The organism is Oceanotoga teriensis, from assembly GCF_003148465.1.
In the GTDB taxonomy this organism is placed as follows: domain Bacteria; phylum Thermotogota; class Thermotogae; order Petrotogales; family Petrotogaceae; genus Oceanotoga; species Oceanotoga teriensis.
Window position 1 is genome coordinate 39,403 of record NZ_QGGI01000010.1, and the last position, 11,390, is coordinate 50,792.

The window sequence follows — 11,390 nt, forward strand, 5'->3', positions numbered from 1 at the left end:
TTTATCTCCTTTTTCTTTTACAAATCTTTTATGTTTATATCATTTTTTAGAAGATCTTCAACAGTTTCTCTTTTGTTCATTATATATGATTTTTTATTTTTTATGATTATAACTTCTGGTTTTAATGCTCCATTGTAATTGCTTGCCATTGAATAAGAGTAAGCTCCTGTTACTGGGATAGCTATTATATCTCCAATTTCAGCTATTGGGAGTTTTATGTTTTTTATCAATATATCTCCAGATTCACAATATTTCCCAGCTATTGTATAAATTTTCTCTTTTTTGTTTTTCATTTTATTTGCTATATATGCAGTGTATTTTGCCTGATATAGAGAAGGTCTTATATTGTCTGCCATTCCACCATCTACAGCTATATAATTTGTCAATTCTGAGTTTTCTTTTATATTTCCCACTGTATACAATGTTGTTCCGGCAGTTGCAATTATAGATCTTCCGGGTTCTATTATTAGATGAGGATTTTTTTTATTGTATTTTTTTGCAAGTGTTTTAGTTTTTTTAGATACTTTTTCTACAAATTCTTTTTTTGATATATAGGTGTCTTCATCGGTATATATTACTCCAAGTCCTCCACCAATATCGAATATGTTTATATCTATGTTTATATTTTTTAGTTTTTCAGAAAATTCGAATAATACTTCTAGTAAATCTTCATACGGTTTTATATCAAATATTTGTGAACCTATATGAGCACCAATTCCTTTTATGTCTATATTTTTTAAGTTATTTTGAATTTTTTCTATTTCATAATAAGCATGGTTTTTGTACAAGTTGAATCCAAATTTTGAGTCTATATGGCCAGTTTTTATGTATTCATGAGTATGAGCTTCTATTCCTGGAATAAGTCTCATTATGGCTTTTATTTTTTTACCATATTTTTTAGCTATTTTATCTATTTTTTGAGCTTCTTGTAAATTGTCTATTATAAAAGTTCCAATATTATTTTTAATGGCATAATTTATTTCTTCTTCTGTTTTATTGTTTCCATGAAAATAAATTTTTTCAACTGGAAAGTTTGCGGATAAAGCTATTGCAAGTTCTCCAGAAGATACTATATCTATATCTAAGTTTTCTTTTTTAAAAATATTGCATAAAGTTCTATTTAAAAAAGCTTTTGATGCATATGTTATCGAAAAATTTTCATAGTTTTTTTTGAAATTATCTCTGTATTCTGATATGTTTTTTATTATTTCATCATAATCATATACTATTACGGGTGTTCCATGGTTTTTTCTGATTTCTTCTGCAGATACTCCATTTATGTATAATTTATTTTCATCTATTTTCATATTATTCCCTCTTTAAAAATGGCATCATTTATATTATTTCTTATTATTTGAAGTTTATCTTTGTAAGCTCTTCTATCATAATAAACTGAATTTGTTAAAAATATCGAGAATTTTCCATCTGGTCTTATCCATATTGATGTACCTGTAAATCCATTATGGCCAAAACTTTTTTCATCTAAAGCATTTGTACAGCCTGCTTGTGGTGGTGCCATAAATCCAAGATGGGCATACTTTTCACCTTTATGTATTGTTGTTTTTGTGAACTTGTCTATAGTTTTTTTACTTATTATCTTTGGATTTAATATATTTAATACATATTTTCTTAAGTCTTTTATGTTTGAATATATGCCTGCATTTCCTGATACTCCACCAAGATAATAACATAGTTCATCATCAGATTTTCCCTGTAATCTTATTCCATCTCTTATAGATGTTTGTACTATATTTTCTGTGTTTTGAGGATTATAAGTTGTTTGAAACATTCCTATTTGATTGAATAAATTTTTTATATAGTCTTGATAAGGTGTTTTTGAAACATTTTCTACGATTTTCATAAGAGTTATAAAGTTTAAACAGGAGTAATCATATTGAGTCCATGGTTTATTTTGTGGTTGAATTTGTATTATTTTGTCCATCAATTCTTTATTTTTATATTTTTGCCATAGTTCTGAATATGGTTGCATTCCAGATTCGTGAAGTAGCAATTGTTTTATTTTTATTTCGCCTTTTTCACCTTTTACATCTAGATATTTTTTGATTTTATCATCGAGATGTATTTTTTTTTCATCGTATAATTTCATTATCGCTGTTGTTGTTGAAACAATTTTGGTCAAACTTGCAATATCGAATAATGTTTGATCATTTATAGGGCTTTTCCCATCTTTTGTTCCATAATATTCTTCCATAATTATTTCATCATTTTGGCCTATTAAGATTGACGCTGCAGTGTAAACATTATTTAATCCTTCTAAGATGAAGTTTTCAATCTTTTTTTTCATTTTTTTATCCTCCATGTTATTTTGTATTATTCTATATTTCGATTCCAAGCCCTGGTTTATCAGATATAGTTATATTACCCGCAGCTGTTTTAACTCCTTTGGAGAAATTATGTTTTAAGAATAGATCTGAATCTAAATCTATATATTTTATATTTTTACATCCAGTAGCAAGATGAGCAGCCGCTGTTATAGATATATTGCTTTCGATCATACATCCAATCATACATTTCATACCAGCAGCTTGAGATATTTTTGCTATATCTAATGCATTGTATATTCCTCCAGATTTCATGAGTTTTATATTTATTAAATCAGCTGCTTCGAGCTTTATTATTTCTATTACATCTTGTGGAGTATAAACACTTTCATCTGCCATTACAGGTATTTCTGTATTATTTCTTACAAAGGCCATTCCTCTTATATCTTTTTCATGTACAGGTTGTTCAACAAATTCTATTTCATATTTTTTTAATCTATTCAAAGCATATATTGCTTCTTTTGGTGTCCATCCTTGATTGGCATCTATTCTAATTTTTATTTTTTCTGGTAAATTATCTCTTATCGTTTTTATTCTTTTTATATCTTCTGATAGCTCATTTCCAACTTTTATTTTTAATGTATCAAAACCTTCTTTGACATATTTTGAAGCGGATTCAAGCATTGTTTTGGGATCGTTTAAACTGATAGTTATATCTGTTTGATAATTATTTGAATATCCTCCAAATAGTGTGTATAAAGGTATATTATATGTTTTTCCTATTATATCGTATATTGCTATTTCGACACCAGCTTTTGCAGAATAATTATTATGTATTGCTTTATTTATTTTTTCATGTATTATTTCTGTATTTAATGGATTTTCTCCAATTAAACAAGGTTTTATAAATTTTTGTATAGCAGCGATTATACTTTCTTGTATTTCACCTGTGACTCTGTATTCAAAAGCTGATTCTCCATAACCTTTTATTCCAGAGTCTGTTTCAATTGTTATTAAAACATTTTCTATTGCATATAATGGACCTGCTGATGTTATAAATGGTTCTTTGAGTTCTACATTTAATTTTTCTGTCTTTATATCCGTTATTTTCATATCTACACCTCTTTTTTATATAAAAAGCATCTTACTTGTCTTTCTTTTATATTATAAACCTCAGGAATCTTTTTATTACATATATCCATTTTTTTTGGACATCTATCATAAAAAGGACATCCTTTTGGTATATTTATTGTATCGGGTAATTCGCCAGTATCGCCCAGTTCTTCTTGTTCTAATTTATCAGGATTTGGAGCTGCTTTTTTTAGTAGTTGTGTATAGGGATGCAAAGGATTTAAAACAATTTCATCCGCATTTCCTATTTCCATTATCATTCCAGCGTACATAACCGCTATTCTGTCAGAAATATATCTCGCAGCTGCAAGATCATGGGTTACATGTATATAAGTTGTGTTTAAATCTTCACGTATTTTTAGAAGCAAGTTCATTATTCCAGCCCTTATAGAAACATCGAGCATGGAGGTAGGTTCATCTGCCAATATTATTGTTGGTCTTGTTATTATAGATCTTGCTATTACAACTCTTTGTCTTTGTCCACCAGAAAGTTCATGGGGATATTTGTTTATATATGAATCTATTGGAGTTAATTCAACTTCTTCAAGTGCTTTTATGACTCTATTCTCTGTATTATCAAATTTATGAATTTTTAAAGGTCTTTTTAATATTGAATATATTTTTTTTATTGGATTTAAAGAAGAAAATGGATCTTGAAATATCATTTGAACATCTCTTCTGTATTCTAAGTTTTTCTTTCCATTTATTTTTTTTGGAAGTTTCTTGTTTTTATAATATATTTCTCCATCTGTTTCGGTATAAATCCTTGCTATTAATCTTAAAAGAGTTGTTTTACCTGAACCAGATTCACCAACAAGAGAAATTACTTCGCCTTCCTTTACTTCGAGATTGATATCCCTTAAGGCATATAATTTATAGCTTTTTATACCTTTTCTTATTGTAAATGTCTTTTGAATATTTTTGAATTGTATTATAGTGGGAAATGACATTTTACCCACCTACCTTCGTCTATTTTTTTGAATTCTGGTTTTGTTTTACATTTTTCTGTTGCTAAACTGCATCTTTCCATGAAAGGACAACCAATTATATCTTGGGATAAGTCTGGGATTTTTCCAGGTATTCCTTCATATTGTTTTATTTCAGAGTCCAATTTTGGAAAAGAGTTTATCAATCCTTTTGTATAAGGATGAGCAGGAGTTTTATAGACTTTTTTTGTAGGCCCTATTTCAACTAATTCCCCGGCGTACATTATGGCTATTCTTTTTGATATTTCGAATAATAAAGAAATATCATGAGTTACGAATATTATCGAGAATTTTTTATCTTTTCTTATTTTATCGATTTGTTCCATTATAGATCTTTGAACAACAACATCTAAAGCTGTAGTTGGTTCATCCATTATTACAAGTGATGGAGAAAATACTAAGGCCATAGCTATTGCTACTCTTTGTTTTTGCCCTCCAGAGAGTTGATGAGGATATGATTCTATTCTCTCCCTTTGAATTCCCACAAGTTCTAAATAATCTCCAGCCATTTTATAAGCTTCCAATTTTTTTATTTTTGAATGTTCCATTATTACATCAGCAAATTGATCTTTTATTTTCATAACTGGATTTAAAGCGTTCATAGCACTTTGGGTTACAAGAGAAAATTCTTTCCATCTCAATTTCCTCAATTCTTCTTTTTTTAAATTTAATATATTTTTTTCTTTAAATATTATTTCACCGTCAAAAATTTTTCCAGGATTTTTTAATAACTTTATAAGTGAAAAGAGAAGTGTGGATTTGCCACATCCAGATTCTCCAGCTATTCCTAAAAAATCATCATTTTCAAGGTAAAAAGACACATCTTTTACAGCTCTTACTTTTTTGCCTTTTGTTGCATAACCTGCATTTAGATCTTTAACTTCTAAAAGCATATAATCACTCTCCTCTTAATTTTGGATTTGTAAGTTCATCTAATGAGAAGTTTAATAATGCAAAGCTTGCCCCTAAAAGAGCTATTGCAACACCAGGAGCTAAAACCCATGTCCATGATTGATTTAAAAGAGCAGATGAATTTTGTGCCCAGTATAGCATTGTTCCCCAAGTTGTAGCACTTACGTCACCAAATCCTAAAAATTCTAATGATGCTTCACCTATTATAGCTGTTAAAACAGCTGTAAAAAAATTAGAACCTATTAAAGAGAGCATATTTGGCATTATTTCAGAAAATATTAAACTTAAATGGTTTTCACCTGTTATTCTTGAAGCAGTTACGAATTCTCTATTTCTTAGAGTCATAGCTTGAGATCTCATCACTCTCGCGCCTGGTCCCCAACTTGTAAAAGATATTACGAGTATTATGGGTAGAACTCCTCGAACTTTTATATAAGAAGATATTACTATCATCAGTGGTAATCCAGGAATTACTAAGAATATATCTATTATTGTTGATATTATTCTATCAACAACTCCTCCGAAGTAACCTGCAGTCATTCCAAGAGTAACTGATATTGTTGTCATCAGTAATCCAGTCGATAATCCAACTATTAATGATAATCTTGTTCCATATATGAGTTGAGATAGTATATCTCTACCCATTCTGTCAGTTCCAAATAAAAAATCTTTGGAAGGGCTCAAATAAGGCATTCCTACCATATCAGAAGGATTATAAGGTGATATCAAAGGTGCAAAAATTGCAATTATTATAAAAAATGTTATTATACCAAGTCCTATTTTTCCCTTTATATTCATATTTTTTATTGTATTCATTCAACTCAACCCCTTGTCCTTGGATCTAAATACATATAAACGAAATCGAGTATAAAATTTGCTATTAAAACAGATAGAGATATTATAAAAAATATTGCTTGTATCAAAGGATAATCTTGTGATGTAACGGCTTTATACATCATATAACCAACTCCAGGATATGAAAAAACTATTTCTGTTAATAATGCGCCTCCTATTATGTAACCTAAGGATAGACCAAAACTTGTAACACTTGGTAAAATAGCATTTCTTGCAGCATAATTTTTCATGATATTTTTTTCTTTTAATCCTTTCGCTTCTGCAAGTAATATATAATCTTCAGATAAGATCGAAACTATATTGTTTCTCATAGTTAAAATCCAAGATCCTAAAGAAGCTAATACTAAAGTTATAGAGGGTAATATACCATGGTATATTACACTTTTTACAAAATCCCAACCACTTAAGAATTCAGAGGTTGAATATGCATTTGATATTGGGAACCATCCTAAAAGAAATCCAAAAACATATAATAATATTAATGCAAGCCAAAAGTATGGAAAAGCCCTTATTATTAAACTTGCTGTTGTAATAAATGTTCCAGATTTTTTTCTTCTATTCCATCCTGAATAAACCCCAAGCCATGTTCCTATTATGAAACTGAACAGTGTCGATATTCCTACCAATCCTATAGTCCATGGAATTGAGGTTGCTAATAATTGAGAAACTGGTATGGGATAATAAGAGAATGAAACACCCAAATTCCAAGTAAAGGTATTCTTTAAATATGTAAAGTATTGAGATATTACAGGTGTTTCTTGATCAATTCCAAGTGCTATTCTCATAGCATCTACAGAGTTTTCATCTATATCTCCGCCAAGTCTTAATAGTATTCTTTCGGCAGGATCACCAGGCATCATTCTTGGAATTATGAAATTTATAGTCATTGCTGCAAATAAAGCTATTATAAAAAATAATATTTTTTGGCTCATATATTTCATATTATTCCCCCTATAAGGATATTTTATATATTATTTAATGGTCAGAACCTTTAAAGGTCCTGACCAATTTTTTATTTTACAGGTTTTAAGTTTAATATTATAGCCATTTTATCCATACCAGTTATTCTTGGACTTGTATAATTATTTTCTTCTGAAGGCCAACCTGTGAAGTTTTTAGTTGAATACTCGAACCATACAGGGTTGTAGAACAATAAAACAGCTGGAATGTTTTCTAATAAGATTTCTTGAAGTTCAAACATAGCATCTTTTCTTTTATTTTCATCTGATGTAGATCTAAAAACATCTATTAATTCATCAGTTTTTTCATCTGTCCAACCACTTCTATTACTACCAGAATAAGCATTTTTTGAATGCATGAAATTTTCATAGAAATTATAAGGGCTTTCTCCATATGTTGACCAGCTCACTGCCATTTGATAATCTTTTGCTTTTATTTTTTGCATGTAGCTTCCAAAATCAACTTGAGATACTATTAAATCTACTCCAATTTTCTTTGCCTGTGATGAAACGAGTTGAGTAACAGCTATCCAATCAGTCCAACCAGCTGGTACCATTAATTCAAAACTCAATTTTTTACCATTTTGATCTTGGAATATTCCATCTCTACCTTCTTTGTATCCAAGATTTTTTAATATATTTTTTGCTTTATCTATATCTTTTTTGAACCAATTGTTTTTTTGTGAATCATCTATTAAATTAGAAAATCCTTCTTTTATACCAACTGGATTAGCTTTTGAAGCATAGTTTGTCATTGCCATCAATATTATTTGATCTGTATCCATTGCATGAGCTATGGCTCTTCTAAACTCTTTATTGCTGAAAGGTTCTTGAGATAGATTGAAATAAACTGCTACAGGATTTCCGCCAGGAAGCCAATAATGATTATGTTTTTTATCTCTACCAACAAATATTTTTTCCATATTAGGGAAATTGATCGTTCCCCAGTCTATTTCTCCATTCATCAGAGCGAGTTGGGCTGTATCATTTCCTGTAAAGGCTGGAATTCTTATCTTATCCACATGAACTTTTTCTTCTTGCCAATATTTATCATTTTTAATCAATGTAAATACCTGTGATGTAAATTGATCTAATTTAAAAGCACCTGTTCCAATAGGATTTTCATCGGCATATTTTGAAGGATCTTCTAAATCTCCCCATATATGTTTTGGAACTATATAAACTGAAAATAAGTCTTGAGTTGCTAAAGTATTTATTTTGTTTAGTATAAATTTGATTTTGTAATCATCGACTTTTTCTACTTTTTCAAGGCCATTTTTCCATACTGAGCCTGTGTCGAGTGCAGGAAAGTCTTTTATCATTTCGAAGGTGTTTATTACATCATCTGAATTAAATTTTTCTCCATCATGCCAATAAACATCATTTCTCAAATCTACAGTCATAGACATTAAATCATCTGCCCATTTATACTCTTTTGCGAGCCAAGGCGATGTTTCTCCAGTATATCCATTTATATAAAATAATGTTTCATAGATAAACCCTTTAGAAGTATAAGTTGTACCAGAATTAAAATAAGGGTTAAAGTTTTTTTGGAATGAACCAGAGACAGAAGATATCATTGATAGCGTATTTGAAAACGCAAATAAACTTATCAACAGTAAAGTTAACAATAAAACAAACTTTTTCATATTATTCCCCCCTTGAAATAGGATTTATTTATTTCCTATTGATTACAAAAATTATACAATGTTATATTTTCATATCAAAACTTAATTAAGGGTAATTATAATATTTTTCAATTAAATAGACCCATTAAATACCATTTAATTCTTAAATTTACAATATATAATATTCTGTATTTTGATAAATATTAAGTTAATGGGATTTACATCTTAATCTAAATAAAATATTTTTTGTATATAATATATCTACTAATTTTTTTAAGGAGGTATTTTTTATGTCTATACCAACACCGCATATTGAAGTTAAAGATAAAGATTTGATAGCTAAAACGGTTTTAATGCCTGGAGATCCTTTAAGAGCAAAGTTTATAGCAGAAAAATTTCTTGATAATCCCGTTAAATTTAATAATGTCAGGAATATGTTTGGATATACTGGGACATATAAAGGCAAAAAAGTTAGTGTTATGGGGTCCGGAATGGGAATGGCAAGTATAGGCATTTATTCTTATGAACTTTATAAGTTTTATGATGTTGAAAATATCATAAGAATAGGTTCTTGTGGGGCTTATACTGATAAGTTGAGTTTATATGATGTTGTATTAGTTAAAGATGCTTATTCTGAGTCAACTTTTGCAAAATGTCAAAGCGGTTATGAATCTGATATTCTCGAACCTTCTTCAGATTTAAATGATATGATAAAAGATTCTGCAAAAAATTTGAATATAGAAATTAAAGAAGGTAGAATTCATTCTTCCGATGTTTTTTATAGAGAAGAACCAGATGTTTTTAAGAGACTTAATAAAGAATATGGTTGTGTTGGAGTTGAAATGGAATCATTTGCACTTTTTGCTAATGCTAAAAGTACTGGTAAAAGAGCTGCTTGTATATTGACTGTTTCTGATAGTTTGGTAACTCATGAAGCCACTTCAAGTGAAGAAAGACAAAATGCATTTACAAAAATGATGGAAATAGCTCTTGAAACAGCTATAAAATAATAGAATTTTTAAAACACATATCAAACTGATATGTGTTTTTTTTATTTTTTAGTTAATGGTATAATAAATATATATTACTAAAAAGGTGGAATTTTATTGAAATATCTATTTTTAATTAATTATTTTGATAAAATTTTAAAAAAAGAAATTGAAGTTTATGTAGTATCCAAAAGATTAGAAGATATTTATGATCTCATGAATATCGAAGAATTTGAAATTAAAAATATTAAAAAAGTTGGATATTACATGGAAAATAAAAAATTAAATATGAAAAATATGCAATTTATATCCGAAAATTTTTATATGATGATGAGTTCCGATATAAAAATTTTAGATATACTGAGTTTTTTGACTTTTAATGAAGATATCGATAAATTCATTAGAGGTATTATCTCTAAAAGCTATTTTATGATTAGAAAAGGTTTTGAATTCAATGAATCTTTTAATTTTTTTGAATATGATGAATATTTTAGATATTCTATGTCTTATTGTGATACTTATAAAATGATTTTAAATACTTTTAATAATATGAAAAATTATTATAAGAGTGTCAGAATTTCTACAGATGAAATCAAAAAATCTACTTTTTATCCTTCCTCGGTTTTGATAACTATTTTATTTGTTTTGCTTCTTTTAAAATTTTATATTATCCCCACTTTTTCAAATTATATGGATATAAAATTTAGTTTTTTTATACCAACTTTTTTAATATTTTTAATATCTTTTTTAGTAGTATTTATTTTTATAGCTATTTTTTTTGCAAAGAAAAATGATCTCATAGTTATGAATATGCCATTAATAAGAAAATTTTATAGAAATTATATATTTTATAAGTTCTCAAGAGATGTTTTTTTATTAATTTCAAACAGATTTACTATTTATAATGCTTTTGATAAAGTTCTTCAATATATAAATTCTAATTATATTTTTGAAAATTTTTTTAAGGTTAGCGTTGAACTTGAAAAAGGTAAGGAACTTTCAGAGATTTTATTTGATAATAAACATTATCAGGAGTTTACTTTTATGTTTTCTGTTTCAGATAAAACTGGAAATTATTTAGAAGTTTTTTCTTTTTTGAGCACATATTTTTATGAAAATCTCAAACGTACTCTTAATAGAGTTAATAAGATGGTAGAACCAATATTGATATTAATACTCGGCATTATTGTTTTTTCTATAGCTTTTGAACTTTTTGATAAGGTTTATATTGGAGGGATTGATTCTTATGAATTTTAATAAAAAGGGATTTCTTCTTTATGAAGCCATTATTTATTTATTGATTGAAATTATAATTGCAGCCGCTTTTTTTGTACCAAGTCTAAAAATTACATATGAATATTTTAAAGAAAAATCAGATCAATATTTTATCAGTGAAGCTATTGCAACTACAAGGAGTTTATCGGGAAGGTATAACTCTAAAATGGGAGATTTTACTTTTTTTGGATTTAGAGTTGCTGGAGTAAAGATATATTATGATGGCTTTTATTATTATGGTCGTGGATGGATAATTTTTAATTTTGGAGATCTTTCTACTACGGGAGGATCTTTTAAATATCCAAAAAGTAGAAAAACTATTCTTAAAGTAGTTCCAGTAACTGGTGCAATGACTTTACCTTAGGGGGGGATA

At 28.0% G+C, this 11,390-nt stretch carries 11 protein-coding genes; 3 read left to right on the plus strand and 8 right to left on the minus strand.

Annotated features, from left to right (window positions below; translation table 11 throughout):
- Positions 1 to 17: 17 nt before the first annotated feature.
- The 8 genes from lysA to C7380_RS07940 all read right to left on the minus strand — a co-directional run bounded on the left by lysA (position 18) and on the right by C7380_RS07940 (position 8,774).
- Positions 18 to 1,307, minus strand: coding sequence for a diaminopimelate decarboxylase (gene lysA, locus C7380_RS07905; protein ID WP_109604966.1), 1,290 nt, complete (start codon positions 1,305 to 1,307; stop codon positions 18 to 20).
- The gene (locus tag C7380_RS07910) at positions 1,304 to 2,305 is read right to left on the minus strand and encodes a serine hydrolase domain-containing protein (RefSeq protein WP_158274847.1); all 1,002 of its coding nucleotides are present in this window, start codon (positions 2,303 to 2,305) and stop codon (positions 1,304 to 1,306) included. The genes lysA and C7380_RS07910 overlap by 4 nt, the downstream gene beginning before the upstream one ends.
- A gap of 31 nt (positions 2,306 to 2,336) precedes the next feature.
- Positions 2,337 to 3,395: a mandelate racemase/muconate lactonizing enzyme family protein gene (locus C7380_RS07915; RefSeq protein ID WP_109604968.1), complete on the minus strand. Its 1,059-nt coding sequence runs from the start codon at positions 3,393 to 3,395 to the stop codon at positions 2,337 to 2,339.
- A gap of 2 nt (positions 3,396 to 3,397) precedes the next feature.
- A complete protein-coding gene (locus tag C7380_RS07920; RefSeq protein WP_109604969.1) occupies positions 3,398 to 4,363 on the minus strand; it encodes an ABC transporter ATP-binding protein in 966 nt (321 codons plus the stop codon).
- The gene (locus C7380_RS07925) at positions 4,345 to 5,292 is read right to left on the minus strand and encodes an ABC transporter ATP-binding protein (protein WP_109604970.1); all 948 of its coding nucleotides are present in this window, start codon (positions 5,290 to 5,292) and stop codon (positions 4,345 to 4,347) included. The genes C7380_RS07920 and C7380_RS07925 overlap by 19 nt, the downstream gene beginning before the upstream one ends.
- Before the next feature lie 4 nt (positions 5,293 to 5,296).
- On the minus strand, positions 5,297 to 6,127 hold the full coding sequence (locus tag C7380_RS07930) for an ABC transporter permease (RefSeq protein ID WP_206050563.1): 831 nt from the start codon (positions 6,125 to 6,127) through the stop codon (positions 5,297 to 5,299).
- 5 nt (positions 6,128 to 6,132) lie between these two features.
- On the minus strand, positions 6,133 to 7,107 hold the full coding sequence (locus C7380_RS07935; protein ID WP_109604971.1) for an ABC transporter permease: 975 nt from the start codon (positions 7,105 to 7,107) through the stop codon (positions 6,133 to 6,135).
- 71 nt (positions 7,108 to 7,178) lie between these two features.
- Positions 7,179 to 8,774, minus strand: coding sequence for an ABC transporter substrate-binding protein (locus tag C7380_RS07940; protein ID WP_109604972.1), 1,596 nt, complete (start codon positions 8,772 to 8,774; stop codon positions 7,179 to 7,181).
- A 275-nt stretch (positions 8,775 to 9,049) separates the two neighbouring features.
- Here C7380_RS07940 and deoD point away from each other — a divergent pair, with 275 nt between their 5' ends.
- The 3 genes from deoD (at position 9,050) to C7380_RS07955 (ending at position 11,381) form a co-directional block, all read left to right on the plus strand.
- A complete protein-coding gene (gene deoD / locus C7380_RS07945) occupies positions 9,050 to 9,763 on the plus strand; it encodes a purine-nucleoside phosphorylase (RefSeq protein WP_371682084.1) in 714 nt (237 codons plus the stop codon).
- 96 nt (positions 9,764 to 9,859) lie between these two features.
- Positions 9,860 to 10,999, plus strand: coding sequence for a type II secretion system F family protein (locus C7380_RS07950; protein ID WP_109604974.1), 1,140 nt, complete (start codon positions 9,860 to 9,862; stop codon positions 10,997 to 10,999).
- On the plus strand, positions 10,989 to 11,381 hold the full coding sequence (locus C7380_RS07955; protein ID WP_109604975.1) for a hypothetical protein: 393 nt from the start codon (positions 10,989 to 10,991) through the stop codon (positions 11,379 to 11,381). The genes C7380_RS07950 and C7380_RS07955 overlap by 11 nt, the downstream gene beginning before the upstream one ends.
- The last annotated feature ends 9 nt before the right edge of the window (positions 11,382 to 11,390 follow it).

Bases quoted from the DNA above. Each gene is read 5' to 3' on its own strand.
- lysA (WP_109604966.1), bottom strand. From the start codon at position 1,307: ATGAAAATAGATGAAAATAAATTATACATAAATGGAGTATCTGCAGAA.
- C7380_RS07910 (WP_158274847.1), bottom strand. From the start codon at position 2,305: ATGAAAAAAAAGATTGAAAACTTCATCTTAGAAGGATTAAATAATGTT.
- C7380_RS07915 (WP_109604968.1), bottom strand. From the start codon at position 3,395: ATGAAAATAACGGATATAAAGACAGAAAAATTAAATGTAGAACTCAAA.
- C7380_RS07920 (WP_109604969.1), bottom strand. From the start codon at position 4,363: ATGTCATTTCCCACTATAATACAATTCAAAAATATTCAAAAGACATTT.
- C7380_RS07925 (WP_109604970.1), bottom strand. From the start codon at position 5,292: ATGCTTTTAGAAGTTAAAGATCTAAATGCAGGTTATGCAACAAAAGGC.
- C7380_RS07930 (WP_206050563.1), bottom strand. From the start codon at position 6,127: ATGAATACAATAAAAAATATGAATATAAAGGGAAAAATAGGACTTGGT.
- C7380_RS07935 (WP_109604971.1), bottom strand. From the start codon at position 7,107: ATGAAATATATGAGCCAAAAAATATTATTTTTTATAATAGCTTTATTT.
- C7380_RS07940 (WP_109604972.1), bottom strand. From the start codon at position 8,774: ATGAAAAAGTTTGTTTTATTGTTAACTTTACTGTTGATAAGTTTATTT.
- C7380_RS07955 (WP_109604975.1), top strand. From the start codon at position 10,989: ATGAATTTTAATAAAAAGGGATTTCTTCTTTATGAAGCCATTATTTAT.